Genomic DNA, 25,786 nt, shown 5'->3' with positions numbered 1-25,786 from the left:
GATTTTCGCGCCCGAACGCCACGCAGAGGAAAACGCCGGAACCGAATGCCAGCTAACCGCGCAGAAGAAAGGTGCTGATTTTCGCGCCCGAACGTCACGCAGAAGAAAACACCGGAACTGGAAGTCAGCTAACAGCGCAGAAGAAAGGTGCTGACTTTGGCACACGAATGCCACACAGAGGAAAACGCCGAAACTAAACGCCAGCTAACAGCACAGAAGAGAAGATCCGGGTTAAGAAAAGAGTTGGCTTAGCCATCGACCACCTGCCCGACAGCACGCCGAAGAAACCAATGGAATGAAATACCAGCCCGCAGCCCGCAAGAAAGGTCAATCACCGCGTCGGTAGGCTATGCCGAACGGATACAGGAGATGATGCGCAGAAAATCCGCGCAAAGAGAGTTCAGGTAATATGCGTCAGGGGCAACGCGTGAGGCACGGGCAGGACATACACACCAGGCACGGGCAGGAGATACACACCAGGCGCGGAAGCAGAGAATCACTTCCGAACCTGGCGCGGGAAACAACACGGGCGCGTAAGTCGCTATGACATGGTGTTAATGCTGAATGCTGCACAGAGAAGACGTCGCGTTACACGGAAATGCGGTAAACATTACCCGAAGCATCATTGCTGCGGCTTCCGCTTTCGCCATAAAGCTGCGTGGTGGTGGCCGTCTGGCTGACAATCTTTTTGAAGTCGTTCATCTTCTTCATATGCATGTTCAGCAACTGATAGCTCTTTTGGTTGAGCTCAGCCGATTTTCGCACCACCACGGTAATACGATCCCAAAGCGTGGCCAGTTCGGAGTGGCGCGGATAGGGAAACGTCAGCTTATGCTGTTTCTCTTCCTGCTTGCGCTGCTCATCATAAAAGTTAATCGCCGACAACAAACGGCTCTTGTTGTCGGAGATCACTTGCAGCGAAACCGGGTTGATCTGGGCGCGGCTAAGCTGACCAATTTCTTCCACCAGGGTCGCTTCAAGCTCACCAAGCAGCTTATACAGTTTGTTCAGAATTACGGGTAAGTTTTCCATCATTCACGTGCACGTTGAGATTATGAGAATCGAAAGATGTCGCGTACCAACGCGCTGGCGATTTTATCGCTGTCCAGGTGGAGTTCACCTGCATCCATCTTCGCTTTAATGGCGGCAAGACGTTCCGTATCAATATCACGGCTGCCGTCATTTTTTATTTGCTGCGTCAGCTGGCTAAGTTTGACCTGCGTACCAGCCTGCTGGGCGTCTGTTTTCCCCGATTGCGCTGGCTCATCATTCATGACTCTGGTCTCAACGAGCGGTTGTTGAGTGCCGGTTGCCTGAATAGGAGTGGCCTGGCGGGTGCGTTCAATGTTCATACGGATCCTGGTTTTCTATGCGGTGGCTCTGTATTAAAGATATCGGCACGGGGAAAATAAAACTGAAATCAGTTCGACAGGCTAATGCTCACTTGGCCTTGTCCTGTTACGGTGGCGACCACCACCTGGCCGGTGCGCGTCTGTACTCTGACGCTTTCATCAAGTGCCGCGTTATCCAGCGCTTTTCCTTTGGCATGGATCAGAAAACCGTCGCCCGGCGCGGTAATCTCGACAGTGCGATTAGCAATCACCGCCCAGCTGCGGCGCAGTTGGTTGTCCGCCAGCGGCGACCCCGGCTGGATGATGCGCGTGGGCGTGCTACCAATGATGCGCTGCGGATCAAGCAATAAACCGGCCGGTAAACGATCCAGTTCGCCGCTCACGGGCTGGATATCCTCTGCGCCGATAATCTGCCCCGGTTTCAGCGTCTGCGTTGCCACCCAGTACCTGCCGGTGGCACTAATCTGAATCTGAATGAACTGCTGTTTTTTACCGCATCTGGCGATGACGCTGCGCCGGCCGGTCAGGCGCACGGAGCGGCCAGAAAGGCGTAAATCCGGCTGTGCGCATAATGCGGCGAGTTTGGCCGCTGGGGTAAGAATGTTAATGCGCAACTGAGGCTGATTTTCTGTTTCTTTATTGTCCGCGGCCAGCAAGGTGGCGATCCTGGCTTCGAGATCGCTATTTTCCGGCGCGCTGGCAAAAGCCGGTGAGAACGGGCTGCAGAGCGCGAAAATCACGATAAGCGACCTGATAAGGGACTGCGGCATAATGGGATAAACCTGCCTTATAATATAAAAGAGCAATAGGATTAATATTTTTTTATTGTAATTCAGGAAGGCTATTTTCTTATCAATTAAATGCCGTCAGTTTTGACAGCATTTCACTGCATTGATATTTCAACTTTTAAATATAAGCTTCTTTTTGGCAAATTAAGCGAAAGTGAATTGGCTAAATGCGTCTACTTCTGTCGGATTTTTAAGGTATAGATTTATTAGGTTGTCTCTTAGACTATGCCCCGTAATCAATTTCGAAGTAAGCGAGTCATTTCATGTTTGATAAACTTGATAATGAATTGCGTTTCCAGCAGCAGGCGTTAAGCCTGATGTCGCGGCGGCAGGATATTTTAGCGTCCAATATCGCGAATGCCGATACGCCGGGATACAAGGCGCGAGATATTGATTTTTCGAAAGAATTGAAAAATGCAATGCAGCAGGAAACGCGTCATCCATTAACACTAAGTTTAACAGCCGGGAAACATATTCCTGGCGTAGCGCCGAAAACGGACAATCGTCAATTACTTTATCGTATTCCCGATCAGCCAAGAGCTGATGGAAACACTGTCGATATGGATCGTGAACGCGTTAATTTTGCTGACAACAATGTCAAATATCAGACGAGTCTAACGATTCTCGGCGCTCAAATAAAAGGTTTAACGAGTGCCCTTAACCAAGGTCAATAATTTTCATGTCGCTGTTTAGTGTTTTCGATATTTCAGGTTCGGCAATGGCTGCCCAATCAAAAAGACTTAACGTCAGTGCCAGCAATATGGCGAACGCCGACAGTATTGCCGGTCCGGATGGTAAACCGTACCGCGCGCGGTCGGTGGTTTTCAATGTCGATAACTCCGCCGGTCAGGAGATTGGCGGGGTGAAAGTGAGCGGTGTTACGGAATCCACTGCGCCGGACAGACTGGTTTATGAACCCGCAAACCCACTGGCGGACGACAAAGGTTATGTGCATATGCCGAACGTCGATGTGGTGGGTGAAATGGTCAACACCATTTCTGCATCCCGCAGCTACCAGGCCAACGTCGAAGTGATGAACTCGGCGAAGAACCTGATGCTGAAAACGCTGACGCTGGGCCAGTAAGGATTAAACGATGGCAATTTCACCGGTCATGACCCAAAGCGCCACGACGACGAAAACCACCTCGTCGTCCGGGGCTAATAACACCAGTAATACCAGCGTTGGTAACGGCTCCAGCGCCGACGACTTGCTGAATAACTTTATGACGCTGCTGGTTGCACAGATGAAAAACCAGGATCCCACCAGCCCGATGGACAACAACCAGCTGACTGCTCAGCTGGCGCAGTTCAACACGGCGGCGGGTGTCGAGCAGCTCAACACCACCATGAACAGCATGGGCACGCTGGTCGCCAGTATGCAGCAGATGAACTCCGCTGACTGGGTAGGCCGCGACATCATGGTTGAAGGCGAACCTTCAGTTTCCACCGCGCAGGGCGGAAACCAGAAAGTCGGGCTTTCCCTGAACAGCCCGGCGGATGAAGTCACCGTCACGCTGACCGATCCGGCCGGTAACGCCTATACCGCGAAGCTGAAAAATGTGGACGCGGGCGTGCATCAGTACTCGCTGGATGATTTTGACGATTTCCAGCCGAGCGATCCGCGCTTGCAGGCCGACACGAACTTCAAAGTGTCGTTCTCGGCCACCAACGCCGACGGCAGCACGCCAACCATTACCGCGCTGAAACCGGCGAAAGTGCAGAGCGTCTCCTTCACCAACTCAGGGGCGGTACTGCAACTGGGTGTTAATGGTACCGCCTCGCTGAGTGACGTTTACCTCATCGAGTAATTTTTAGTTTGGATTTTGCGCAACCCGCGCACAGGAATTTATCACATGGGTTTTTCTCAAGGTCTTAGTGGATTAAACGCCTCTTCACAGGCGCTGGATGTTGTAGGTAACAACATCGCCAACTCACAAACGGTCGGTTTTAAATCAGGTTCTGTGGCTTTCGCCGATGTGTTTGCCGGTTCTCAGGTCGGCATGGGCGTACAGGTTGCTGGTGTGAACCAGAACTTCAGCGATGGCGTACTTGGCGCAGGCAGCAGCCCGCTGGATATGGGTATCCAGGGCAATGGCTTCTTTCGCATGGTGACCGAAGCGGGTCGCGTATTTTACAGCCGTAATGGCCAGTTCCAGAGCGATGAAAATGGCTACGTCGTCAATAACCAGGGCATGCGCCTGACCGGTTATATGGCAACGGGTACCCCGCCTGAGATCCAGCAGGGCGCACCGGTAGGGCCGATTCAGATCCCGACCGGGCAGATGCCGGCGCGTGCCTCTGACGCAGGTTCCATTTCCGGTAACCTGAATTCCGGTAACGACGTTGTCACGGTAACGCCTTTCGATCCGGCTGATGGCAAATCTTACAGCTATTCCACCCAGGTTAACGCTTATGACAGCCTGGGCAACGAGCATGCGATCAACGTCTATTACGTGAAAACGGCGGATAACCAGTGGACGGCTTACTCCGTAGACTCCACGTCGCCGGGCACCACCAGCTCCGTCAACCTGACGTTTGATACCTCCGGCAAGCTCACCACCAACCCGGCGAATCTGCCGGTGGTGGGTGCCGCTTACCAGGGCGGGGCGGCGCTGAATTTCAACCTCGATCTTTCCGGTCTTTCTCAGCAGGCGTCGGAAAACACCATGGACAGCCCAAGCACCACCGGCTACCCGCCGGGACTGATGAACGGCTACACCGTCGGTGATAACGGCCAGATCATCGCCTCCTACAGCAACGGTGAAAACCAGCTGCTGGGCCAGGTAGTGCTGAGCAACTTCACCAACCCGGGCGGACTCCAGTCGGCGGGGAACAACTGCTGGACGGAAACCCCGGAATCGGGCCAGCCGGTGATTGGTATTGCCGACACCGGTAACCTGGGTTCGCTGCGCGGCAACATGCTGGAAGCGTCCAACGTGGATCTGAGTAAAGAGATGGTGAACATGATTGTTTACCAGCGTAACTACCAGTCCAACTCTCAGACTATCAAGACCCAGTCTGAGCTTCTGCAAACGCTGGTTAACCTGGGTTAAGAGTAGCGCTTCATGGATCACGCGATTTATACCGCAATGGGGGCCGCGAACGCGGCCCTTAACCGCCAGGCGGTGACCTCTAACAACCTGGCGAATGCTTCTACCACCGGTTTTCGTGCGCAGATCGCGGCGTTTCGCGCGATCCCTGTGCAGGGGCCGTCGATAGAAACCCGCACCATGGTGGCGGAGTCCACGCCGTTTAGCGACAACACCATGGGCGCGATGCAGGCCACCGGGCGCAGCCTGGATGTGGCCATGCCGCAAAACGGCTGGCTGGCAGTGCAACTGCCCGATGGCAGTGAAGGCTACACCAAAGATGGCAACATCGAAGTGGATGCCGAAGGCCAGTTGCGGGTGCGCGGTATGCCGCTACTCGGTGACGGCGGCCCGGTAGCTGTACCGCCGCAGGCGGAACTGACTATCGCGGCGGACGGCACTATCACCGCGCTGGGCGCAGGGGATGAGCCTTCAGCGCTGGCGCAGGTGGCGCGCCTGAAAATGGTTAACGCCACACCGAACACGCTGAAACATGGCGACGACGGTCTGTTTCATGTCGCCGATCCGGCTGCGGCACAGGTGCTTCCTGCCGATGCCGATCTGCGCCTGATGCCCGGCATGCTGGAAGGCAGCAACGTCAGCCCGGTGAAATCGATGGTGGACATGATCGCCACCGCGCGCGGTTTTGACATGAACATGAAAGTCATCACCACCGTTGATGATAACGAACAAAAAGCTAACCAGTTACTGAGCGCCGGTTAAGCCCCGGTAAGGAGAAAAACACCATGATCCGTTCTTTATGGATTGCGAAAACCGGCCTCGAAGCCCAGCAAACCAATATGGATGTGATTTCCAACAACCTGGCGAACGTCAGCACCAACGGCTTTAAACGCCAGCGTGCGGTGTTTGAAGATCTGATTTATCAGACCTTACGCCAGCCGGGCGCGCAGTCTTCCGAGCAGACCACCATCCCTTCTGGTTTACAGCTGGGTACCGGTGTTCGCCCGGTCGCGACCGAGCGTATTCACAGCCAGGGCAGCCTGACGCAGACCAACAACAGCAAAGACGTCGCTATTCAGGGCAGCGGTTTCTTCCAGGTACAGTTGCCGGATGGCACCACTGCCTACACCCGCGACGGTTCGTTCCAGTTTGACCAGAACGGACAACTGGTGACCTCCAGCGGTTACCAGGTGCAACCGGCGATCACCATCCCGCAGGACGCGCAAAGCCTGACCATCGGTAACGACGGTATTGTCAGCGTGACCGTGCCGGGGCAGACCGCGCCGCAGCAGGTGGGTCAGCTGACGCTGAGCTCGTTTATCAATGATTCCGGCCTCGAAAGCATTGGTGAAAACCTGTATCGCGAAACGCAATCGTCTGGCGCACCGAATGAATCCACACCGGGTTTAAACGGCGCGGGCACCCTGAAACAGGGCTACGTCGAAACCTCGAACGTTAACGTCGCAGAAGAGCTGGTCAACATGATCCAGACACAGCGCGCCTACGAAATTAACAGTAAAGCGGTGTCGACGTCCGACCAGATGCTGCAACGACTGACCCAACTTTGATCCCTGGCCGCGGGCGTTGCTCGCGGCTGCTTTACCTGTAGTGAATGAGATGACCAATCACCCTTGCTCTGTACGTACGCTTTGTCGTTTTGCAACGACCTTTATGCTGATTTCCGTAGTTACCGGCTGCGCCTATATCCCGCAAAAACCGTTGGTGGGGGGCGAAACCTCCGCTATGCCTGCACCGGTCGCTGCCGCTACCGCGAATGGCTCGATTTTTCAGACAGGGCAGGCGATGAATTATGGTTATCAACCGATGTTTGAAGACCGCCGCCCACGTAACGTCGGCGATACGCTGACCATTGCGCTGCAGGAAAATGTCAGCGCCAGCAAAAGTTCCTCGGCGAGTGCCTCGCGTGACGGTTCCACCGATGTCGGCGTTGCCGGCGTACCCGGTTTTATGGCCGGTCTGGTGGGCAACGGCAAAGCCGATGCGTCGATCAGTGGAACGAATGACTTCGCCGGGAAAGGCGGCGCGGCGGCGAAAAATACCTTTAGCGGCACCATCACCGTGACGGTGAAACAGGTGCTGGAAAACGGCAACCTGGCGGTTGTCGGCGAAAAACAGATTGCGATTAACCAGGGGACTGAGTTTATCCGCTTCTCCGGCATCGTGAACCCACGCACGATCAGCGCCAGTAACACCGTTATCTCCACCCAGGTGGCGGACGCGCGCATCGAGTATGTCGGTAATGGCTATATCAACGAAGCGCAGCAAATGGGCTGGCTGCAGCGCATGTTCCTTAACCTTGCACCTTTTTGATTGATGATGAAAACGAATTTCTTAACCCGCTGCCTGGCGCTGGTGTGCTGTCTGTCTGCGCTGGTAGCCGGGCAGGCCAGCGCGGAGCGGATCCGCGATATCACCACCCTGCAAGGGGTGCGCGGCAACTCCCTGATGGGCTATGGCCTGGTTGTCGGGCTTGATGGTACGGGTGACCAGACCATGCAGACACCGTTCACCACCCAGAGCCTGAACAATATGCTCTCGCAGCTCGGTATCACCGTGCCGGCGGGCGTGAATATGCAGCTCAAAAACGTCGCGGCGGTAATGGTGACGGCGGAACTGCCGCCGTTTGCCCGCGCCGGTCAGCAAATTGACGTGGTGGTCTCCTCAATGGGTAACGCGAAAAGTCTGCGCGGCGGCACGCTGCTGATGACCCCGCTGAAGGGCGCGGATAGCCAGATTTATGCGCTGGCGCAGGGGAACCTGTTGGTTTCCGGCGCAGGTGCGCAGGCCGGTGGCAACCGGGTGCAGGTGAACCAGCTCAATGGCGCGCGCATTAGCGGCGGCGCAACGGTTGAACGTGAAGTGCCATCGAACTTTGCCGGACAAGGCTCGCTCAAGCTCCAGCTTAATGAAGATGATTTCACCGTAGCGCAACAGGTGAGCGATGCCATCAACCGCCGTTTCGCGGGTGCCGCGTTTGCGGAAGATGCGCGCACCATTAGCCTGCGCGCACCTGCCGACAGCGCCGCGCGTGTGCGTTTCCTTGCAACAGTGCAGGATATCCCGCTGCGCGTGGATGCGGGCGATGCGCGAATTATCATCAACTCGCGTACCGGCTCGGTGGTGATGAACCGCCATGTTTCCCTCGATTCCTGTGCGGTTGCGCAGGGCGATCTGACGGTAGAAGTCGCTAACAACACCCAGGTGAATCAGCCGAATACGCCGCTGGCAGGCGGGCAAACGGTGGTCACGCAAAACACGCAGCTTTCCGTGCGTGAGCAAAACGGCTCCCTGCAACGCGTGAACACCAGCACCGATTTGAACAATGTGGTTCGTGCGTTAAACAGCCTTGGCGCATCGCCAAATGATTTGATGGCGATCCTGCAATCGATGAAAACCGCAGGCTGCCTGCATGCTCGTCTGGAGATTAACTGATGATCGGCCCGGCAATGACTCAGGGGGCGGCGTTTGACGCGCACAGCCTCGACAAGCTGAAACTGGCCGCCCGCAACGACGCTCCGGATGCGCTAAAGGCGGTGGCGAAACAGATGGAAGGCCTGTTCGTGCAGATGATGCTCAAGAGCATGCGCCAGGCCTCCTTCAAAGACGGCCTGTTTAATACGCAGCAGTCGGAGATGTTTACCTCGATGTATGACCAGCAGCTGTCGCAGAACATCGCCGATAAAGGAAAAATGGGCTTTGCCGATCTGATGGTGCAACAACTGACCGGTAAACCCGCCTCAACAGTGGAAAATGTCACCGCGACGCGTGAAGTGCCGCTTAATATCAGCCCGGCACGCTTTATCAGCGTGCCGCTGCGTTTGCAGCCGGTTGAGCCCGACGAGCAGCCGGCGGAAAAAGCCGCCACGGCGCAGGCAGAAATACCGGCAGTTCCGGGTGGCAGCTTTATTTCCCGCATGATGGCGCCCGCGATGGCGGTCGCGCGTTTAAGCGGTATTCCGCATCAATTAATTATTGCGCAGGCGGCGCTGGAATCTGGTTGGGGTAAACGCGAAATTATGACCAGCGACGGTAAACCCAGCCATAACTTATTTGGCGTGAAAGCCACGGCAGACTGGCAGGGTGAAACCACGGAAATCACCACCACGGAATATGAAGGTGGCGTCGCGCAAAAAATAAAAGACAAATTTAAAGTTTATTCCTCTTATGCCGAGGCGCTGGAAGATTACACGTCGTTAATAAGTCGTAGCCCGCGTTATAAAAATGTTGTGAAATCTGAATCGCCGGAAATAGCGGCAAAAGCGTTGCAGTCTGACGGATATGCAACCGATCCCGCCTATGCGAAAAAATTGATCAGCATCATTCAGCAAGTGAAGAATAACGTGAATCAGGCGGCTGAAGCTTATTCGTCAGATTTTTCTTCATTATTTTAACCGTCAGGCTTTAGTGAAATTTTGCAAGGCCGATAAATATAAGAGAGCGCTACTTTTATCAGGGGCGTCTTACCTCCTCCTCTGGTTAGGATCGATAACATATGAATTTAATCAACCTGGCCCAGAATGGGCTTAACGCTGCGCAGAATGCATTGAATGTGGTGGGGAATAACCTGTCAAATGCGACGACTGCCGGATACAGCCGCCAGAATATTGTCCTGGGCGAAGCGGGTGGCAAATCCACCAATTATGGTTTCTTCGGCTATGGCGTAAAAGTAGGCGACGTTCAGCGCGCTTATAATGGTTTTATGACCAACCAGGTGCGCGGTGCGGCAACGGAATTTTATTCCCTTAATAGCCGTTACGAGCAGGTTAGCCAAATTGATAACATGCTTGGCGATAGCACCAACAATATTTCCGTGACCACGGACAATTTATTCAAAGCCATGGAATCGGTCAGTAAAGATCCCGTTGACCCGGCGGCTCGCCAGGGGGTTATGGCTGAATTAAATGCTCTTGCTAACCAATATCGCAGCAGCAGCAAAACATTAAATGGTCTGGAGCAGAGCACCAACACGCAAATTAAACAGACCGTTGATGATATTAACTCCTATACCAAACAGCTGGCGTCGCTGAATAAGCAAATTGAAAAGATCCACGGTCAGACCGGCGGTATGCCTGCGGATTTACTCGATCAGCGTGACCAATTATTAGGCCAGTTGAGCGAGAAGCTCGGTATTAAGGTGACAGAAAATACCGATACCGGCGCGGTGAGTGTTTCCATGCAAAACGGCATGGCGCTGGTCAGCGGCGGCAAATCCTATGAACTACAGGCCAGCGCATCTGAAAGCAACCCGGCAAAAACCGTGGTGGCGTACGTTGATGCTTCGGGCAACGCCCTGCCGCTCGACGAAGGCAAAACCACAGGTGCGCTGGGCGGGCTGTTCAAATTCCGCAACGAAGACCTGGTCTCCGCGCGCGATCAGCTGAACCAGCTGGCGCTGCAAATGGCCAACACGTTCAATGAAGTGAACGGCCAGGGTTACGACCTCGACGGTAATGCGGGCGCCGATATTTTCAATATCGGCAAGCCGCAAGCCATCGGCAATATCAACAACACCGGCACCGGTTCGCTGGATGTCAGTTTTGCCGATATCCCTGCGGTGAAATCGGAAAACTACGAACTGACCTTTAACGGGCCAGCCAGCACCGACTGGAGCATCACCACCGCCGACGGCCGCACCATCACGCCGACCATTGGCGGCAATGGCGAACTGGAATTCGAAGGGATCACGATTACCCCTGGCGGTACGCCGCAGCCGGGAGACAGCTTTACGCTGAACCCGACCGATGGCGTGGCGGATAACATCACCGTGGCGATCACCGATGGCGATCAGATTGCGGCGGCGAAATCTCCCGATCCGGCCGATCAGAGCGATAACGAAAACATGCTGGCGATGATTGGCATCAAGGATGAAAAAGTGGTGAACGGCATGACGCTGTCTGGCGCTTACGCAAGCCTTGTCAGCTCAGTCGGTTCTTCGGTCAGCGGGCTGAAAGCGGACATGAGCACCTCGGCGAATGTTTATGACCAGTGGGCGCTTCAGCAGCAGTCGGTATCCGGTGTCGACATCAATGAGGAGTACGTCAATTTGCAGATGTTTTCTCAGTATTACCAGGCGAACGCGCAAGTTTTACAGACGGCGACCACCCTGTTCGACACGTTGTTAAGTATTCGCTAAGTACGCCCGGTTAGCCGGGCCACTCAATGAAAAGTCAGGAATAAACGATGCGTCTTAGCACCAGTTACATGTTTCAAAACCGTATTGATAGCCTGTCGGATGCCATGAACGGTTATAACGATTTGTCCACGCGCCTCTCTGCCGGGCAAACGCTGCTGAAGCCTTCCGACGATCCGTCGGGCGCGTCGCAGGCGGTTATTTTGCAGAACGCGTTATCCAGAATGAGCCAGTACGACACGGCGCGCACCTACGCGCAGGATGCGCTGGGCCAGGAAGATAGCACGCTGGACTCTATCTCTAATCTGCTGTCTAAAAATTTGACGCAGAAAATTGTCGCCGGCGGTAACGGTACGTACTCCGACGAAGATCGCACGGCGCTGGCGCAGGAGTTGCAGGGTATTCGCGACAACCTGCTGGATCTGGCGAACGCCAAAAACAGCGACGGTCGCTACATCTTCGCCGGTTACAAAACCGGGGCCGCGCCTTTCCAGAAAGACGGTAGCTATGTCGGCGGTGATACCGCGATGACGCAGGTGGTTTCCGACAGCACGGAAATGCAGGTGGGGCATACCGGCAGCGATGTCTTTATGAGCGGTACGCCAGACGATCTGTTCAAAGCGCTGGACGCGGCTATTACGCAACTGCAGCAGCCGATTACCAGCGATGCCGATCGCCAGGCTTTGCAAACCACGCTGGACAGCACCAACATCAGCGTTAAGAAAAACATTGATAACCTCGGTAAGGTTCGCGCCACCGTCGGTACCAATATGCAGCAACTTGAAGCCCTGGGTTTCAGCTCTGAAACGCAAAATATCAATGTGCAAAGCCGGTTGCAGGAAACATTAGGTTCGGATTGGGATTCGATGATTACGTTATTGTCGCAATCAAAAATGTCGGAATTCGCGCTCAATTCGTCCATGACCGTATTTCAGTCGATGCAGCAACTTTCCATATTTAAAGTTATGGGATAACGCATTACAGGCCCGTCATTATTGACGGGTTTTTATTCACCCCGCATGTGTGAATCACTATCTGCGAAAAGATATTTCACCCTGTTTTTTTAGTTAGGTTTCATTATGTTTAAAGACTTAAAAATTTCCACCGGGATTAATATCCTGTTTGGGTTGTTAATTGCTTGTATTGTTGTGATATCTGCTTACGCGTTGACCAGTTCCCAATCGACAGCGGAAAACTTCGACGATGCCGTTATGACCAACACCAATATTGATATGTTAAACAGCGCAATCGTTGGTGTGTCTGGCGGGATGGCACATATTAATGCCGGTATGTTGGCCACCATGCTCAATGAACCACTTGAGCAAAGCGGTATTGACCGGGCAGTAAGCATGTTGAATAACGCCGAAAAGCAAATGGATAAATTTATGTCCACGCCTTTTCAAACGGAAGAAGAGCGCACTATTGCCGCGAATATTCAAAAACACTTTGAAACTGTGCTGGCAGCTGCACGTAAGAAGGTAGAATTTATTCGCAACCCAACAGGTTATTCCGGAAATATTATTTCTGAAGCCAGAATGCGTGTCGCGCTGCAGGACGCTTCCGAAGAATATTTAGCGTATGCCGAACAATTGGTTGGCGGTTTTAGCGAAACGTCGCACAACGACACCCAGCGTATGACCTTTGTCTCTTTCCTGGCTCTGGTATTAGCGATTATCATCGCAGTGGGTTCGCGTATCTGGTTGAAACGCACCATCTTTAACCGTCTGGAACAAGCGATTACCTCTTTCCAGTCTATTGCTGAAGGCAATCTGAGCAGCAAAATTGAAGCGGGTGCGCTTAACGAAATCGGCCAAATGCTGCTGGAAGTTGAGCACATGCGCCAGTCGCTGACCGACACGGTTTATGGTATCCGTCGCGGCGTGAAACAGATTTACTCTAACGCTCAGGAAATCGCCACCAGCAACAACGATCTCTCTTCGCGCACTGAGCAGCAGGCGTCCGCTCTGCAGGAAACGGCGGCCAGCATGGAAGAGCTGAAAATCACCGTGCGTCAGAACGCCGACAACGCCCACAGTGCGCAGCAACTGGCTGAAAGCGCCAGCGTCAGCGCGCAGAAAGGCGGTGAAGTGATGACCAATCTTGATAAGATCATGACGGAAATTACGGCAAACTCCCGTCAAATTGCCGACATCAACAGCGTAATTGATAGCATTGCTAACCAGACCAACATCCTGGCGCTTAACGCGGCGGTTGAAGCGGCGCGTGCCGGTGAGCAGGGGCGTGGTTTTGCGGTTGTCGCCGGTGAAGTGCGTAACCTGGCGAAACGCAGCGCCGACGCGGCGAAAGAGATCCGCCAGTTGATCAACACCTGTGTTGCCAATATGAACATCGGCTCCCAGGAAGTGGAACTGGCTGGTTCTTCTATGCAGGAAATTGTGAAATCCGTCATTCAGGTAACCGACATCATGGCGGAAATTACCTCAGCATCGGATGAACAAAGCACGGGAATTAACCAAATTGCGCAGGCGGTTAATGAAATGGACCTGGTTACCCAACAGAACGCCAGCATGGTAGAAAACGCCGCGCGAACTGCAACCAGCGTTGAAGAACATGCCAGCGAGCTGGAACAAATTGTCGCTCAGTTTACCGTTAATGAGAACCATGTTTCTGCCGTCGCTCGTGAACGAAATAACAGCGAAACATTGCGCCCTGTTATTACCACTGCCAAGCGAGATTATGTTCCTGCCAAGAAAATGGAAGGCGACTGGGAAACATTTTAATTAGCTGTGGGTTTCGTGGGGAAATAAAGTCACGATATGTTCCACTTTCCGATTGCTTATCATGCTATTTGAATTGGCGATAATCGATAATAATTTTAGTCAATTATTATCATCCCGGAAATTGTAATAGTGAATGGATTATATAGCCCTGACGGGTTAATTAAGAAAGACCAGTTATGGACCAAATATGGTTATTTGGTTCGCTACGAAGCGTTAAAGATGCAGTCTAAATTATCGTCAAGTGTTGATATTGACGATCTTATTCAGGCGGGTGCCATTGCGCTTCTGGATGCAATAGAACAGTTTGACCCCAAAAAAGGGGTCAAACTCACGGTTTACATTGCGCAGCGTTTACGTTGGGCCTTTATGGATGAATTACGTGAACACGATTGGGTACCTCGTCGCGTTCGTCGTAAAACCCGTGAAGTTTCTTCTGCCATTATGCGCGTTGAGCAACGTGCTGGTGGTGTGGCAAGCGAGTCGGACGTCGCTGCTGAATTAGGTATGAGCTTGCAGGAATATCAGCAAGTATTATCTGATACTAATACCAGCATGCTCTGTTCACTCGACGAGCTGCAGGAATTACTGGCAGATGGTGTTGAGCTGTCAGAAATGGAACAGGACCATCTTGACCCGCTAAATGATGTTCTGTTAGGCGATTTAACAAAGCAGATCAGTAAGGAGATCAGAGAACTTCCTGAGCGCGAGCAGATGCTACTCAATTTATATTATCAACAGGAGTTGAATATGAAAGAGGTTGGTTCACTGCTGGGTATTACCGAAACGCGCGTCAGCCAGTTGCATAGTCAAACCATCAAACGTTTACGTGCGCGTCTGGAAGGAAGAGGCTGGGAATAATCAGATATCAGGAAAATCCTACTCCGATTAATTATTGATTCGGTCGGCTTTCCTTACTGGGTTCATTATTTCCGTTTCACCTTGATTTCTTAAACTAAAGATCGGCATTAAAGTTGTTACATAGTGGTTACACAGCAAAAGGACGGTAATTGCAGTATGGATTACCTTATACAAGGGGAATGGTAATGAACGTAACAAGTTTTAATGAGCCGACACAATGTATCCGGGACTTGAACCTTTCTTATTTGTTATTGGCGCAGCGCTTAATTCATGAGGACCGCTTTACCGCAAAGTTCCGCCTTGGATTAAGTGACGCCACGATCGATATTGTGAAAGGCTTAACGTTTCCACAACTTATTAAACTTTCGTCAACCGGTCAGCTTATTTGCCGGTTACGCATTGATAATGAAACAGTCATTGACTGTTTAACCAAAGATTCCCGTATTGATGCTTTGCAAAGTATCCATACCGGAATCATTTTATCCACTGATTTGCTTAATTCTCTTTCTGGGAAAGAGCCTTCGAGATCCTGACAGCGGAGTTTGTATGTGTGAAAAAAGCATCATGTCAGAAATCAGGGATGCGCAAATTGCCATGGAATTGATTTCTTTTGGCGCCAGGATGCAGGTTCTCGAAAGTGAAACCAATCTTAGCCGCAGAAGATTATTAAAACTGTATAAAGAACTCAAAGGCTGTTCGCCGCCGAAAGGCATGCTCCCGTTTTCCACCGACTGGTATATGGCGTGGGAGCAAAATATTCATTCGTCAATGTTTTATAACATTTATTGTTATTTGCAAAAGACGGAATCGGGGCGTCCCGTTGAAATAATGCTGAAAGGCTATCGACTGTATCTGGAAAACAGTCTCAACGGTACAGAGAAAAAGCCTGTTTTGGGTTTAACGCGCGCCTGGACGCTGCTGCGGTTTATTGACTGCGGCATGGTTAAACACACTGAGTGCAGCATTTGTGGCGGGCGTTTTATTACCACGCCGGAAAATAACAGCGCGACATTTACCTGCTGTTTGTGTTTTCCACCCTCGCGGGCCATTAAAAAAGCCGCCCCCGAACTGACGTGTTCGCATAGTCAATCGGAATAAAAGCTGCGACATCTTCATCGCGCAGCCCGTTATTAGTGTTGCGCAATGATTATCGAGTTATTAAGGAGTTGAAGTGTTAGTCATTATTGGCTATATCGTCGTGTTCGCGACCGTATTTGGCGGCTTTGCCCTCAGCGGCGGCAATCTCGCGTCCCTGTTTCAGCCGACCGAATTTTTAATTATCGGCGGCGCGGGCGTGGGGGCTTTTATTGTCGGAAATAACGGTAAAGCGATCCGGGCCACCTTAAAAGCATTTCCTGGCCTGTTTAAAAGCTCCCATTTCACCAAAGCGCTGTATATGGATCTGCTGGCGATGATGTATCTGTTGCTGGCGAAAGGCCGCCAGAATGGCCTCGTATCGCTGGAAAACGATATTGAAGATCCGCAAAACAGCCCGATTTTCTCTGCCTATCCACGGCTGATGGCCGACAGTGAAATCATGAACTTCATCACCGATTACCTGCGCCTGATGGTGAGCGGGAATACCAACGCCTTTGAAATGGAAGCGTTGATGGATGAAGAGATTGAGACCTGCGAGCACGAGCACGAAGTGCCCGCGAGCAGCCTTAACGCCATCGGCGACGGGTTGCCTGCGTTTGGTATCGTGGCGGCGGTAATGGGGGTGGTTAACGCCCTGGCGGCCGCCGATCGTCCGGCAGCGGAACTGGGCGCGCTGATTGCCCACGCCATGGTGGGTACTTTCCTCGGTATTTTGCTGGCATACGGCATGGTGCTGCCGCTGGCGACGCTGCTGCGTCAGCATAGTGCGGAACACCTGAAAATGCTTGAGTGCATTAAAACGATGCTGCTTTCCAGCATGAACGGTTATGCGCCGCAGATCGCCGTTGAATTTGGTCGCAAAACCCTCTTTTCCACGGAACGTCCCAGCTTCGCGGAACTGGAAGATCACGTTCGCGAAGTGCGCACCTCAAGCTCTTCGTCCTCTTCGGGTGAGTCGGCATGAGTAAGAAGTCTGCCACTACCATTGTTGTCCGCAGATCCATCAATAAAAAGCATGGTTCTCACGGCGGTTCCTGGAAAATCGCCTATGCGGACTTTATGACCGCAATGATGGCGTTTTTCCTGGTGATGTGGCTGCTCTCTTCTTCCAGCCCGGAGCAGCGCCAGCAGATCGCGGAATATTTCAAAATGCCGATTAAAACCACGCTGGCGCAGGGTGATAAAGCGAGCCTCAGCGACAGCGTTATTCCCGGCGGCGGCGATGACCCTATCAAACAGGATGGCGAAGTCCTTAAAAAGACGTTGCAAAAACTGGACGCGAAGAAGAGTGAAGTCAATCTGAAGCGGGCGAGGGAGAAACTGGAAAGTCTGATCCAAATCGATCCGCGGTTGAACAACTTCACCTCCAACCTGCGGCTTTCACTGACCGATGACGGATTGCTGATCCAAATCACCGATAGCGCGGATCGCCCGATGTTCCAGATAGGCCGGCCGACACCGGAAAGCTACATGGTGAATATTCTGCAGGCGCTGGTGCCGGTGTTAAACGACATGCCGAACCGCATCATTGTGACCGGCCACACGGATTCGCTGCCTTATGCCAACGGTGAGCAGGGCTACAGCAACTGGGAGCTCTCTTCCGATCGTGCAAACGCGGCGCGGCGCATCCTGGCGGGTGCAGGGCTTGCCAGCAATAAATTTATCCGCGTTGTCGGTACGGCGGACACCATGATGCAGGCCGGTTCCGACGCGGCCGATCCGATCAACCGCCGTATCAGTATCCTGGTGCTGAGCCAGCAGAAAGAGAAACAGATCATGCAAGAAGATGTGCTTTTGCGCGACACGCTGGTTTCATCCCCGGCGCGCCAGAGTACATCGGCCACCGATGCGCCGGTACAGAGCAGCGGCGCAGTGGCAGTTGAACCTACGGTAAAAAGCGGTCCTGAGGAGATTAAGTAAGTGGACATAAGCGATTTTTATCAGGCCTTTTTTGACGAGGCGGATGAGCTGATGGCGGATATGGAAAAGTATCTGCTGGAGCTGGATCTCGACTCGCCGGACAGAGAAGTTCTGAATGCGATTTTTCGCGCTGCGCACTCGATAAAAGGCGGTGCGGGCACCTTTGGTTTCACTGTGTTACAGCAAACCATGCACATCCTGGAAAACCTGCTGGATGATGTACGCAGCGGTACGTTGACGATTACCGGCCCTATTCGCGATCTGTTTTTGGAGAGCAAAGATATTATGCAGGATCAACTGGATGCCTATAAAGCTTCCGCCGAGCCCGATGAGGAGACATTTCACTATATCTGCGAAGCGCTGCGTCAGATAGCGCTCGACGGCACGGCTCCTGCTGCGGTTTCCACAGACGTAGCCACGCCTGTTGCCGCCGAAACCGTGGTCGCACAAGTGGCTGCGACACCTGGCGAAGACGGCCAGCGGCTGCGTATCGTGCTGAGCAAAATCAAAGAAGACGATCGCCAGCCGCTAATCGATGAAATGGGCAATTTAGGCCGCGTAAGCCAGTTGCAGGCTGAAAATGAGAGCCTGCAATTGACGCTGCACACCACCGCATCCCCGGACGATATTCTGGCGGTGTTGTGTTTTGTGCTCGAACCGGAACAGATTTCCATTGAGCCCGCTCCGGCCGAAGCCGAAACCGTTGCTACAACCAACGAACCTGCGCCACCCACGCCTGCGCCGGTTAACGCGGTGGCGGCACCGGCAGTACCAGCAGCGCGCGCGACACGCCCGGAAAATAACCGTCAGCGCCCGCAAGCGACAGAAGCCAGCAGCATCCGCGTGGCGGTCGAGAAGGTCGACCAGATAATCAATCAGGTGGGCGAACTTATCATCACCCAGGCGATGCTCTCGCAGCTTTCCGGCGTGCTTGATTCCACCAATCACGACACGCTGATCAGCACCATTGCGCAGCTCGAACGCAACGCGCGCGACTTACAAGAATCGGTGATGTCGATTCGCATGATGCCAATGGAGTATGTCTTCAGCCGCTTCCCACGGTTGGTACATGACCTGGCCGGTAAGCTTAATAAAGAAGTGGAACTGACGCTGGTCGGCGGTTCTGCTGAGCTGGATAAGCGCCTGATCGAGCAGATTGTCGATCCGCTGACGCACCTGGTGCGTAATAGCCTCGACCACGGTATTGAACCGGTTGATGTGCGCCGCGCCAACGGTAAAGCCGACAAAGGCAATCTGATCCTTTCGGCGGAACACCACGGCGGCAATATCATCATTGAAGTGACCGATGATGGTGCCGGTCTGAACCGCGAGAAGATCCTCGCGCGCGCGCAGGCGCAGGGCATGACCATCAGCGACAATATGAGCGATGAAGATGTCTGGATGCTGATTTTCGCGCCGGGCTTCTCCACGGCGGAAAAAGTGACCGATGTCTCTGGCCGCGGGGTTGGTATGGACGTGGTGCGCCGTAATATTCAGGAAATGGGCGGGCATGTGGCTGTCCATTCTGAGCAGGGGCGCGGCTCGAAGATCCGCATCATTCTGCCGCTCACGCTGGCGATCCTCGACGGGATGTCGGTGCGTGTTGGCCCGGAAATCTACGTTCTGCCGCTCGGCAGCATGATGGAATCGTTGATGCTTTCGGAAAATACGCTGCACCGGATGACCGGCGGCGAACGCATGTTGCAGGTGCGCGAAGAGTATTTGCCATTAGTTGAGCTGGGTACGCTGTTTGGTATTCACGATGAAAACTACGACATCAGCGAAGGGATTGCCGTCATTGTGCAGAGCGCCGGTAGCCGCTACGCCTTACTGGTGGATCAGCTTGTTGGTCAGCACCAGGTGGTGGTGAAAAATCTTGAGCAGAACTACCGCAAAATTCCGGGTATCTCCGCGGCGACCATCCTCGGCGACGGCAGCGTTGCGCTCATTCTGGATGTCGCGGTTCTAACGACGCTGGCAAAAAGCGCCAGGGCGAACTGAGACAACGCCTGACATCAGTTTTTAAAAAGGTTAAGAAATGAATTTATCTAACACAGACAAACAGTTAACCGGTGATAACACGGGTAATGAGTTCCTGGTCTTCCGCCTGGGCAATGAAGAGTACGGCATTGAGATCCTCAAAGTTCAAGAGATCCGTGGCTACGATCGCGTTACGCGCATCGCCAACACGCCTGCGTTTATTGCCGGTGTGACCAACCTGCGCGGCGTCATCGTGCCGATTGTCGATCTGCGCGTGAAGTTTGAACTGGCTTCCGCCGAGTTTGACGACAATACGGTGGTGATTGTGCTGAGCCTCGACAGCGGCCGGGTGGTCGGGATTGTGGTTGACGGCGTTTCCGATGTGCTGGCGCTCAATGCCGAGCAGATCAAACCTGCGCCGGAATATACCGTCACGCTCTCCACGCAGTATCTGCTGGGTCTTGGTTCGCTTGATGAGCGCATGCTGATTCTGGTCGATATTGAAAAGCTGCTGAACAGCGAAGAGATGGAGCTGATTGAGCGCGCGACCGAGACCTCATTTAGCTAATTTTGTTTTACTTTTTATACGCGCTGTACCTTACGGGCCTTTCCTGACGGAAAGGCTTTTTTTTTGCTTATTCGCAACGTGATCACCAGGTGATATAAACCCGAATCATTCTGCCCATCTGGCTTTTCAGATACTGGTGCATGTTGTAGGCATCATTGCTGGTTTTAACGTCGTCAAAGTAAAAAAGTACCAGATGTTCATTCGTCGCGGCAAAAGCCTCAACCCTAAAGCCATGAGAAAGGTAATAAGCAGTATCACCAGGCAGGACATGTATTCCTGCAATATTGTCAGCCGCTAATGGCTCATTATTTTCAAGAGTGTTGGTGGTAAAGAATATGGCGAAGTGGCATTTAGCGGGGGTGAGTTCAGGTAGATACCCCGTCCTGAAATTCACCACATTAGCAATCAACTCAGGTGCCTGAATAATCGTTACCTAACTTTTAGCTGCATATGTTTCTCCCTCTCCTCCGGTGAGAACGATAACCTCCAAATCAACTATCACTTTCCCGTTGTTGCCAGGTTCACCAACCCCACCAACAACGTTCCAGTCCGTCGCTTCCCTGTCTTCCTGTGTCGCAACCCAGGGAACAAAATCCTGCTGCGCATTGCATAGCTCGATATTGGGCAAATAGTTAAATGGTGTGCCAACCGTTATACCTGCCGCCGCACGCCAGTCATTTTCAACTACCACCTGCTCTGTTAAGCCTGGATTTCTGACTAGGTACATTCCTGCATCATGCCATACGCCTCTGTTGACCCGGTTACCAGCCTGAAGCTGTAATATTGCCCATGCGAATGAACCTTCTGGTGCGGTTAAATCTGCCATGACTACTCTCCTTTAAACGGAATAGAAAAAAGAGAGCCAGCGCGGAAATAAAAGGTAGATGAAGGTTCTGATAACGCGTTTTAGTCAGCGCGGTGCAGGGCGGTTATTACTGATAGGAAGTGAGGGGTAAATTGCAGGCAATAAAAAACCCGCCCGGGCGAATGGGCGGGTGGGTAAAAAGCAGGCCGGAGCCTGCCGGAAACACCAGAAATTAACGCAGCAGAGACAGTACGTTCTGCGGAACCTGGTTAGCCTGAGCAAGTACAGAGGTACCAGCAGACTGCAGGATGTTCGCGCGGCTCATTTCAGAAACTTCAGAAGCGAAGTCAGCATCCAGAATACGAGAGCGAGACTGAGACAGGTTGTTAACGGTGTTGTTCAGGTTGCTGATAACAGAAGCGAAACGGTTCTGTACCGCACCCAGACCAGAACGCAGTTCGTCAACCTGAGCCAGCGCGTCGTCGATTTTGGTCAGCGGATCGGTAGTTGCCGGATCGGTAGAAACAGCTTTACCGGTGTCATTTGCAGTCCAGTTAGTGGTATCGATTTCTGCTTTGGTCAGGTTGCCAGCACCGTCATCCACATAGTAGTTGCCTTTACCATCTTCCATTAACGTACCACCTGCGCCAGTGATAGCGGTGGTGTCAATAGCCTGGTCTTTCATGATGTCTTTACCAGCCAGGCTACCGACTGCGTTCACACCAGTTGCAGCGGTGGTGGAGTTAAACGTAATTTCACCGGTGGTGGTGTCAGTTGTCGCTGCGTACAGGTTTGCACCGATTTTTGCGTAAACATTACCATCGTCACCTTCAACGATATCGTCGATAGAAGTTGCCGGGGTAGTACCTTTGGTGTCGGTAAAGTTAGTTACGTCATAATCAAGACCGCTATCCACTTTAACGGTACCGGTGTTTGCAGTCAGGGTTGCAGGATCAACGCCATCAGCAACGGTGAAGCCGTCCATACCCAGGGTGCTTGCATCCATTTTGCTCAGTTCGATATCGATAGTCTGACCATCGTTAGAACCTACCTGGATAGTCAGGCTCTGATCTTTGCTCAGCACTTTCACGCCGTTGAACTCAGTCTGTTCAGAGATACGGTTGATTTCAGACAGACGCGCGTCGATTTCGTCCTGGATGGACTGACGGTCAGAATCAGAGTTGGTGCCGTTCTGCGCCTGTACAGACAGACGACGGATGTTCTGCAGGTTGTCGTTGATTTCGTTCAACGCGCCTTCAGTGGTCTGCGCCAGAGAGATACCATCGTTGGCGTTACGGGAAGCCTGGCTCAGGCCGTTGATGTTCGCAGTGAAGCGGTTAGAGATTGCCTGACCTGCGGCATCGTCTTTTGCGCTGTTAATACGCAGACCAGAAGACAGACGTTCAATTGCAGTACCCAGAGAGCCCTGAGATTTATTCAGGTTGTTTTGGGCGACGAGGCTGAGTGCGTTGGTGTTAATAACCTGGGACATGGGGTTTCCTTATACACAATTTACTATACAGAGTATGGTTATGCGTCATTTCGTTCGCATACTTAATAAATCGGCCTTATAAAAAATGACTAAAATCTTTTGCGCGAAAAACTTTTTTATTCGCTGGCCGTTTTTTGTTTTTTCATGGGATCTTGGTGCTATATCGTTGATATTTTATGCGCCTTTGCCGTTTATGTTTTAAATTGCCCGCAAAACCGCGCGTATTTTGCCTAATTACTTTTTTGGATTTTTTCTTTGAATTTTAATGGGGCATCTCTGCTATATAAGGAAGGCGTTTTTGTTGCACGCAAAGCGATAAATTGCCGTCATTTTTGCCGCTAATTATCAGGAATGGTTTTTCGCTTCTTTATGTACGGTGTTTGCCCTTTTGTAAACGGCCTGAATTGTTGAGAATAGCCGCTGAAAAGTGGAGCTTCCTTTATAGGGGAATGAAAGTAAAAAATTCATCTTTTATTTTCCCGCGCCGATAGCTTAATAGAGAATTACCGCAAATATACATTTCCGACAGGAGAAGAAATGGCTATATCATCATTAGGGGTTGGTACTGGCGGGATTGATACGGCGTCGATGCTGGATCAGCTGAAAGCGGGCGAACAAACGCGCCTGACGCCGTATACCAACCTGAAAAAAAAGTACGACTCGCAAATCTCGGCCTGGGGCCAGATTTCAAGCCTGCTGTCGAACCTGCAAAAAAGCGTCACCACCATGGGCGGCGATGCGTTTAGCAAAATGACCGTCAGCGCTAACGAAGCCTTTTCCGCTGTCGCGGGCACCGGCGCGCAAGCCGACAGCCACTCGGTAACGATCTCGCAGTTAGCCACCGCGCATAAACTGAAAACCCAGCCGCAAACCGATGCCGATACCGCACTCGGTGCGAAAACCTCTGGCGGTACGCGCACCATCACTATTACCCAGAACAACGGGAAAACGATGGACGTTGAGCTGGCTGATGATGAAACCTCGCTGAACCAGATTGCGAAAGCAATCAATAAAGAGAAAGGCGATGTGAGCGCATCCGTTCAGCGCACCGATGACGGTTATCAGCTGGTACTGAGCTCGAAAACAACCGGCTCCGACGGGCAGATGAGCGTCAAAGTTACCGGCGATGCTTCGCTTGCCGGTGTGCTGGATACGTCGAATGGCGGCCAGCATATTGACGATCAGGGCCAGGTGGTTAACGACCCGGGCCAGACCGATAACATGGTCTCCGTTTCCGATGCGAAAGACGCGAAATTGCGCGTCGATGGCTCTGACTATACGCGTTCAACCAACAACATCACGGACATCATCGATGGTGTGACGCTGAACCTGAAAAAAGTCTCGGAAAACGGCGAATCTGAGCAGCTTACGCTGACCAGCGATACCTCGGCGATTAAAACCAGCCTGCAAGATTTTGTGAAGCAATACAACGCCTTGTTGGATAAGACTTCTGCCGCGAGTAAATATGTCGCCGCGGATACCTCCGGCCTTGGCGATGAAGACGTTGCCACGCAGAGTTCCAAGAGCGGTGCGCTGATGGGCGATTCCACCCTGCGCGGTCTGGTGAGTGAAGTTCGCTCTGCGGTGAACGGTGTTTACGGCGATGCGGATGCCACTTATGCATCACTGGCGGATCTCGGTATCTCGATTGATGCCCAGACCGGTCAGATGACTCTGAATGAAGATACGCTGGACGAAGCGATTGCCGACAACCCGGAGCAGATTGCGAACATGTTCTCCGGTCGCGGCGCGAACGAAGGGCTGGCGACGTCGCTGGGTTCGATTCTGAAAGAGTACCTCGGCGATAGCAAAACCAAGACCGACGGTATAATTGATACCGCGACCGAGAGTCTGGAAACCCAGTCCAAAATCGCCCAGACCCAGATCGACAAAACGCAGAAGCTGATTGACGCCCAGGTTGAGCGTTATCGCGTCGAGTTCCAGAATCTGGATACCGTGATGTCGAACATGAACAACATGAGCAGCCAGTTGTCCTCGCTGCTTGCAACTCTTTAATTTTTTGTTATCAGCAGGCCTGACGGCCTGCTTTCAGGAGCCGCATATGTATGCATCTCAGGGCACTAATGCCTATGCGCAGGTATCACTGCAAAGCAAATTAGCGGGCGCGACACCGCATCAGTTAATTTCCATGCTGTTTGATGGCGCCCACAGCGCTATTTTGCAAGCCTCTATCTATTTTGAAAAAGGCAACGTTGCCCAGCGCGGAAAAATGATTTCTAAAGCGATTAATATTATCGACAACGGACTGCGTGCCGCGCTCGATCATGAAAAAGGTCAGCATATTGCCGCCGATCTCGAACAGATGTACGAATATATGTCGCGCACGTTATTAGAAGCGAATTTGCGTAACGAACCTGAGCCGTTAAAACATGTCGACAGCCTGTTAATGAAACTGGCCGCCACATGGAAAGAGATTGAGCCGGTACAGAAGCGAGTGCGTTATGGCTGAGAGTATTTTGCAGTATTACCATGAATTATTTGAAATGAACGTAGCGATGCTGGAGATGACGAAACAGGCTCGCTGGGATGACTTCGTTGAAGTCGCATCGGATTATGTTATTAAGAAGCAGGATATTTTAAATCATAGTACCGATGCGCTTTCAATGATGGTGAAAGACGAATTGAAGATACTGTTAAAAGAATTGCTGGCGAATGAAGCGGAAATAACGCGGAATTTACAGGCGCGTCTTAATACTCTCAAACAGAATTTATCCTCCATACATCGTGGTGCCCGTTGCAGTCAGCTTTATTCCCAACATCAAGCCCCTTCACTGCATTAATCATCCCCAAAAGGCTAGCGGAACAGCATTTGTCCGCATAGCCTTTCGTTTTTCTGATTAGCGATAATTTACGGTTAACTGATTACGTACAACGTTGAGCGCCGGTCTTAGCTGGCCGGGGCTGTTGACGGAGTAGATAAAGCGGAACTCACCATTCGCCGTCAGCGGAACAGCATTTGTCC

Annotated in this window: 29 protein-coding genes; 22 read left to right on the top strand and 7 right to left on the bottom strand. The window is 52.3% G+C overall.

What is annotated here, in order from left to right; translation table 11 throughout:
* Positions 1 to 588: 588 nt before the first annotated feature.
* The 3 genes from flgN to flgA all read right to left on the bottom strand — a co-directional run bounded on the left by flgN (position 589) and on the right by flgA (position 2,122).
* Positions 589 to 1,035, bottom strand: coding sequence for a flagellar export chaperone FlgN (gene flgN / locus AAIG26_RS23490; protein WP_020454870.1), 447 nt, complete (start codon positions 1,033 to 1,035; stop codon positions 589 to 591).
* 17 nt (positions 1,036 to 1,052) lie between these two features.
* Positions 1,053 to 1,352, bottom strand: coding sequence for a flagellar biosynthesis anti-sigma factor FlgM (gene flgM / locus AAIG26_RS23485; protein WP_020454869.1), 300 nt, complete (start codon positions 1,350 to 1,352; stop codon positions 1,053 to 1,055).
* 68 nt (positions 1,353 to 1,420) lie between these two features.
* Entirely contained in the window at positions 1,421 to 2,122 is a 702-nt protein-coding gene (flgA, locus tag AAIG26_RS23480; RefSeq protein WP_343181598.1) for a flagellar basal body P-ring formation chaperone FlgA, read from the bottom strand.
* A 281-nt stretch (positions 2,123 to 2,403) separates the two neighbouring features.
* On the opposite strand from flgA, the gene flgB reads away from it, so the two are divergent.
* From flgB to cheW, 19 genes are all read left to right on the top strand, one after another.
* The gene (gene flgB / locus AAIG26_RS23475; RefSeq protein ID WP_017459378.1) at positions 2,404 to 2,814 is read left to right on the top strand and encodes a flagellar basal body rod protein FlgB; all 411 of its coding nucleotides are present in this window, start codon (positions 2,404 to 2,406) and stop codon (positions 2,812 to 2,814) included.
* Positions 2,815 to 2,819: 5 nt separating this feature from the next.
* Entirely contained in the window at positions 2,820 to 3,224 is a 405-nt protein-coding gene (gene flgC, locus AAIG26_RS23470; protein WP_020454867.1) for a flagellar basal body rod protein FlgC, read from the top strand.
* A gap of 10 nt (positions 3,225 to 3,234) precedes the next feature.
* Positions 3,235 to 3,948: a flagellar hook capping FlgD N-terminal domain-containing protein gene (locus AAIG26_RS23465; protein ID WP_160269001.1), complete on the top strand. Its 714-nt coding sequence runs from the start codon at positions 3,235 to 3,237 to the stop codon at positions 3,946 to 3,948.
* A 45-nt stretch (positions 3,949 to 3,993) separates the two neighbouring features.
* Positions 3,994 to 5,193: a flagellar hook protein FlgE gene (gene flgE / locus AAIG26_RS23460; RefSeq protein ID WP_343181597.1), complete on the top strand. Its 1,200-nt coding sequence runs from the start codon at positions 3,994 to 3,996 to the stop codon at positions 5,191 to 5,193.
* 12 nt (positions 5,194 to 5,205) lie between these two features.
* Entirely contained in the window at positions 5,206 to 5,952 is a 747-nt protein-coding gene (locus AAIG26_RS23455; RefSeq protein WP_020454864.1) for a flagellar basal body rod protein FlgF, read from the top strand.
* Positions 5,953 to 5,975: 23 nt separating this feature from the next.
* On the top strand, positions 5,976 to 6,758 hold the full coding sequence (gene flgG, locus AAIG26_RS23450) for a flagellar basal-body rod protein FlgG (RefSeq protein WP_017459383.1): 783 nt from the start codon (positions 5,976 to 5,978) through the stop codon (positions 6,756 to 6,758).
* A 103-nt stretch (positions 6,759 to 6,861) separates the two neighbouring features.
* Positions 6,862 to 7,521, top strand: a complete 660-nt coding sequence (locus AAIG26_RS23445) for a flagellar basal body L-ring protein FlgH (RefSeq protein ID WP_020454863.1) — start codon at positions 6,862 to 6,864, stop codon at positions 7,519 to 7,521.
* Between the two features lie 3 nt (positions 7,522 to 7,524).
* Positions 7,525 to 8,643, top strand: a complete 1,119-nt coding sequence (locus AAIG26_RS23440; protein WP_020454862.1) for a flagellar basal body P-ring protein FlgI — start codon at positions 7,525 to 7,527, stop codon at positions 8,641 to 8,643.
* Positions 8,643 to 9,602 carry a flagellar assembly peptidoglycan hydrolase FlgJ gene (gene flgJ / locus AAIG26_RS23435; protein WP_343181596.1) on the top strand — a complete coding sequence of 320 codons (960 nt, stop codon included), beginning with the start codon at positions 8,643 to 8,645 and terminating at the stop codon, positions 9,600 to 9,602. Before AAIG26_RS23440 ends, flgJ begins: the two co-directional genes overlap by 1 nt.
* A gap of 101 nt (positions 9,603 to 9,703) precedes the next feature.
* Complete coding sequence (gene flgK, locus AAIG26_RS23430; RefSeq protein WP_020454860.1) at positions 9,704 to 11,344, top strand: flagellar hook-associated protein FlgK; 1,641 nt, start codon at positions 9,704 to 9,706, stop codon at positions 11,342 to 11,344.
* Positions 11,345 to 11,391: 47 nt separating this feature from the next.
* Positions 11,392 to 12,315 carry a flagellar hook-associated protein FlgL gene (gene flgL / locus AAIG26_RS23425; protein ID WP_020454859.1) on the top strand — a complete coding sequence of 308 codons (924 nt, stop codon included), beginning with the start codon at positions 11,392 to 11,394 and terminating at the stop codon, positions 12,313 to 12,315.
* Between the two features lie 105 nt (positions 12,316 to 12,420).
* Positions 12,421 to 14,082, top strand: a complete 1,662-nt coding sequence (locus AAIG26_RS23420; RefSeq protein WP_343181594.1) for a methyl-accepting chemotaxis protein — start codon at positions 12,421 to 12,423, stop codon at positions 14,080 to 14,082.
* A 129-nt stretch (positions 14,083 to 14,211) separates the two neighbouring features.
* Positions 14,212 to 14,940, top strand: coding sequence for an RNA polymerase sigma factor FliA (locus AAIG26_RS23415; RefSeq protein WP_343181592.1), 729 nt, complete (start codon positions 14,212 to 14,214; stop codon positions 14,938 to 14,940).
* 185 nt (positions 14,941 to 15,125) lie between these two features.
* Positions 15,126 to 15,473 carry a flagellar transcriptional regulator FlhD gene (gene flhD, locus AAIG26_RS23410; protein ID WP_020454856.1) on the top strand — a complete coding sequence of 116 codons (348 nt, stop codon included), beginning with the start codon at positions 15,126 to 15,128 and terminating at the stop codon, positions 15,471 to 15,473.
* A 13-nt stretch (positions 15,474 to 15,486) separates the two neighbouring features.
* On the top strand, positions 15,487 to 16,038 hold the full coding sequence (gene flhC / locus AAIG26_RS23405; protein ID WP_020454855.1) for a flagellar transcriptional regulator FlhC: 552 nt from the start codon (positions 15,487 to 15,489) through the stop codon (positions 16,036 to 16,038).
* 73 nt (positions 16,039 to 16,111) lie between these two features.
* A complete protein-coding gene (gene motA / locus AAIG26_RS23400; RefSeq protein WP_020454854.1) occupies positions 16,112 to 17,002 on the top strand; it encodes a flagellar motor stator protein MotA in 891 nt (296 codons plus the stop codon).
* Positions 16,999 to 17,958, top strand: coding sequence for a flagellar motor protein MotB (gene motB, locus AAIG26_RS23395; protein WP_343181591.1), 960 nt, complete (start codon positions 16,999 to 17,001; stop codon positions 17,956 to 17,958). Before motA ends, motB begins: the two co-directional genes overlap by 4 nt.
* The gene (gene cheA, locus AAIG26_RS23390; protein ID WP_343181590.1) at positions 17,959 to 19,959 is read left to right on the top strand and encodes a chemotaxis protein CheA; all 2,001 of its coding nucleotides are present in this window, start codon (positions 17,959 to 17,961) and stop codon (positions 19,957 to 19,959) included. It abuts the gene before it with no gap.
* Positions 19,960 to 19,996: 37 nt separating this feature from the next.
* Positions 19,997 to 20,506 carry a chemotaxis protein CheW gene (cheW, locus tag AAIG26_RS23385; protein ID WP_020454851.1) on the top strand — a complete coding sequence of 170 codons (510 nt, stop codon included), beginning with the start codon at positions 19,997 to 19,999 and terminating at the stop codon, positions 20,504 to 20,506.
* Positions 20,507 to 20,588: 82 nt separating this feature from the next.
* On the opposite strand, the gene AAIG26_RS23380 is transcribed toward cheW, so the two are convergent.
* The 3 genes from AAIG26_RS23380 to AAIG26_RS23370 form a co-directional block, all read right to left on the bottom strand.
* On the bottom strand, positions 20,589 to 20,915 hold the full coding sequence (locus AAIG26_RS23380; RefSeq protein ID WP_343181589.1) for a hypothetical protein: 327 nt from the start codon (positions 20,913 to 20,915) through the stop codon (positions 20,589 to 20,591).
* Between the two features lie 24 nt (positions 20,916 to 20,939).
* Complete coding sequence (locus tag AAIG26_RS23375; RefSeq protein ID WP_343181588.1) at positions 20,940 to 21,332, bottom strand: MW1434 family type I TA system toxin; 393 nt, start codon at positions 21,330 to 21,332, stop codon at positions 20,940 to 20,942.
* Positions 21,333 to 21,543: 211 nt separating this feature from the next.
* Positions 21,544 to 22,803 carry a FliC/FljB family flagellin gene (locus tag AAIG26_RS23370; RefSeq protein ID WP_160269020.1) on the bottom strand — a complete coding sequence of 420 codons (1,260 nt, stop codon included), beginning with the start codon at positions 22,801 to 22,803 and terminating at the stop codon, positions 21,544 to 21,546.
* A 537-nt stretch (positions 22,804 to 23,340) separates the two neighbouring features.
* Between AAIG26_RS23370 and fliD the strand changes: the two genes are divergently transcribed.
* The 3 genes from fliD to fliT are packed head-to-tail and all read left to right on the top strand — an operon-like array spanning position 23,341 to position 25,604.
* Positions 23,341 to 24,819 (top strand): flagellar filament capping protein FliD, encoded by a 1,479-nt coding sequence (fliD, locus tag AAIG26_RS23365; protein ID WP_020454848.1) that lies wholly within the window; start codon positions 23,341 to 23,343, stop codon positions 24,817 to 24,819.
* A gap of 46 nt (positions 24,820 to 24,865) precedes the next feature.
* Positions 24,866 to 25,273 carry a flagellar export chaperone FliS gene (fliS, locus tag AAIG26_RS23360; protein ID WP_020454847.1) on the top strand — a complete coding sequence of 136 codons (408 nt, stop codon included), beginning with the start codon at positions 24,866 to 24,868 and terminating at the stop codon, positions 25,271 to 25,273.
* Complete coding sequence (fliT, locus tag AAIG26_RS23355) at positions 25,266 to 25,604, top strand: flagellar protein FliT (RefSeq protein WP_020454846.1); 339 nt, start codon at positions 25,266 to 25,268, stop codon at positions 25,602 to 25,604. Before fliS ends, fliT begins: the two co-directional genes overlap by 8 nt.
* Positions 25,605 to 25,661: 57 nt before the next feature.
* On the opposite strand, the gene AAIG26_RS23350 is transcribed toward fliT, so the two are convergent.
* Complete coding sequence (locus AAIG26_RS23350; protein ID WP_343182143.1) at positions 25,662 to 25,769, bottom strand: flagellar protein FlhE; 108 nt, start codon at positions 25,767 to 25,769, stop codon at positions 25,662 to 25,664.
* Between the last annotated feature and the right edge of the window lie 17 nt (positions 25,770 to 25,786).

This window comes from Kosakonia sp. PSU_27 (assembly GCF_039409795.1).
Classification (GTDB): Bacteria; Pseudomonadota; Gammaproteobacteria; order Enterobacterales; family Enterobacteriaceae; genus Kosakonia.
Note: the sequence above shows the minus strand (reverse complement) of the source record. Positions and strands in the feature narration are given on the sequence as shown.

Coding starts and splice junctions, on each gene's coding strand:
- flgN (WP_020454870.1), bottom strand. CDS start 1,035: ATGATGGAAAACTTACCCGTAATTCTGAACAAACTGTATAAGCTGCTT.
- flgM (WP_020454869.1), bottom strand. CDS start 1,352: ATGAACATTGAACGCACCCGCCAGGCCACTCCTATTCAGGCAACCGGC.
- flgA (WP_343181598.1), bottom strand. CDS start 2,122: ATGCCGCAGTCCCTTATCAGGTCGCTTATCGTGATTTTCGCGCTCTGC.
- flgB (WP_017459378.1), top strand. CDS start 2,404: ATGTTTGATAAACTTGATAATGAATTGCGTTTCCAGCAGCAGGCGTTA.
- flgC (WP_020454867.1), top strand. CDS start 2,820: ATGTCGCTGTTTAGTGTTTTCGATATTTCAGGTTCGGCAATGGCTGCC.
- AAIG26_RS23465 (WP_160269001.1), top strand. CDS start 3,235: ATGGCAATTTCACCGGTCATGACCCAAAGCGCCACGACGACGAAAACC.
- flgE (WP_343181597.1), top strand. CDS start 3,994: ATGGGTTTTTCTCAAGGTCTTAGTGGATTAAACGCCTCTTCACAGGCG.
- AAIG26_RS23455 (WP_020454864.1), top strand. CDS start 5,206: ATGGATCACGCGATTTATACCGCAATGGGGGCCGCGAACGCGGCCCTT.
- flgG (WP_017459383.1), top strand. CDS start 5,976: ATGATCCGTTCTTTATGGATTGCGAAAACCGGCCTCGAAGCCCAGCAA.
- AAIG26_RS23445 (WP_020454863.1), top strand. CDS start 6,862: ATGCTGATTTCCGTAGTTACCGGCTGCGCCTATATCCCGCAAAAACCG.
- AAIG26_RS23440 (WP_020454862.1), top strand. CDS start 7,525: ATGATGAAAACGAATTTCTTAACCCGCTGCCTGGCGCTGGTGTGCTGT.
- flgJ (WP_343181596.1), top strand. CDS start 8,643: ATGATCGGCCCGGCAATGACTCAGGGGGCGGCGTTTGACGCGCACAGC.
- flgK (WP_020454860.1), top strand. CDS start 9,704: ATGAATTTAATCAACCTGGCCCAGAATGGGCTTAACGCTGCGCAGAAT.
- flgL (WP_020454859.1), top strand. CDS start 11,392: ATGCGTCTTAGCACCAGTTACATGTTTCAAAACCGTATTGATAGCCTG.
- AAIG26_RS23420 (WP_343181594.1), top strand. CDS start 12,421: ATGTTTAAAGACTTAAAAATTTCCACCGGGATTAATATCCTGTTTGGG.
- flhD (WP_020454856.1), top strand. CDS start 15,126: ATGAACGTAACAAGTTTTAATGAGCCGACACAATGTATCCGGGACTTG.
- flhC (WP_020454855.1), top strand. CDS start 15,487: ATGTGTGAAAAAAGCATCATGTCAGAAATCAGGGATGCGCAAATTGCC.
- motB (WP_343181591.1), top strand. CDS start 16,999: ATGAGTAAGAAGTCTGCCACTACCATTGTTGTCCGCAGATCCATCAAT.
- cheW (WP_020454851.1), top strand. CDS start 19,997: ATGAATTTATCTAACACAGACAAACAGTTAACCGGTGATAACACGGGT.
- AAIG26_RS23375 (WP_343181588.1), bottom strand. CDS start 21,332: ATGGCAGATTTAACCGCACCAGAAGGTTCATTCGCATGGGCAATATTA.
- AAIG26_RS23370 (WP_160269020.1), bottom strand. CDS start 22,803: ATGTCCCAGGTTATTAACACCAACGCACTCAGCCTCGTCGCCCAAAAC.
- fliD (WP_020454848.1), top strand. CDS start 23,341: ATGGCTATATCATCATTAGGGGTTGGTACTGGCGGGATTGATACGGCG.
- fliS (WP_020454847.1), top strand. CDS start 24,866: ATGTATGCATCTCAGGGCACTAATGCCTATGCGCAGGTATCACTGCAA.
- fliT (WP_020454846.1), top strand. CDS start 25,266: ATGGCTGAGAGTATTTTGCAGTATTACCATGAATTATTTGAAATGAAC.